The 989-nt window shown below is 44.0% G+C and carries 1 pseudogene; it reads right to left on the minus strand.

Annotated elements, in window-relative coordinates:
- Positions 1–941: pseudogene (locus A3738_RS05485) on the minus strand (hypothetical protein); the annotation flags it as partial.
- Positions 942–989 lie beyond the last annotated feature (48 nt).

Raw genomic sequence — 989 nt, forward strand, 5'->3', positions numbered from 1 at the left:
TTCGTCGTTTCAACGATCAAATAAGTACCTTGATCCCAAATCGCACTAACTGGATCTGAGGTTGTAGTATCAAAAAATTGCGCGAATACCGCAGGATCAACACTTGTATCAAATTCACGAACGACCCCATTTGAAGAACCTACAAATAAGGTTTCGCTAGATGAAGCGCCAGAGGCAAACGTCAACGCACTCACTGCGTCAACTAATTGATTAGCGATAATCGGTGTAAGATAAAGACCAGTCACTCCATCCATGAGATATAACTGTTCAAGATCCCCTCCAGCCAAAGCGACTTTTGTCGGAGAACCTACGTCTTGATCGTTCGTAGAAGCCGCACTCAAAGTCGGCTGTTTTTGATAAAGCCAACTTGCATAGCATGTCCCAGCTGGGACAGGGTTATAGTCTTCTGCATAACGGTAGTTGGCTAAATCACCGATCTCAATAAGGTCTGAAACGGGAGCATCGCTAAGTTCCATATCATCCTGAACACCATTATTGCGTGTGTCAGTATCATGAGGGTTGTAATCATTTGCGACTTCAAAGCCATCTCCCAAACCGTCACTATCGGAATCGACAAGATTTGGATTCGTATTTGTTATAAGCTCTTCTGCACCGTCTGACAAACCATCTGCATCACTATCCTTGCTCAACGGATCAGTCAAACTAACATTTACCTCATAGCCATCAGGCAAACCATCCCCATCACTATCGACTCGCTTTAAACTTGTTCCCGCAGCATACTCCGCAACGTCTAGCAGCCCGTCTTGATCAAGATCATCATTTAGATCCACAAAATCGGTGTCATCGAGAGGGTCTGAGTTACGAAGTTTCACCTCATAGTAGTCAGAATTACTATCATTATCGGTATCTGGGTTTAGAGGATCCGTACCTGCAAGTAATTCATCTGAGTCTGATAAACCATCGCCGTCGCTATCGGACAATCGTATGTGAGATATAACTTTGCTATTTGATGGTGTGGCAAGATCGAT

It is taken from the genome of Oleiphilus sp. HI0066 (genome assembly GCF_001635725.1).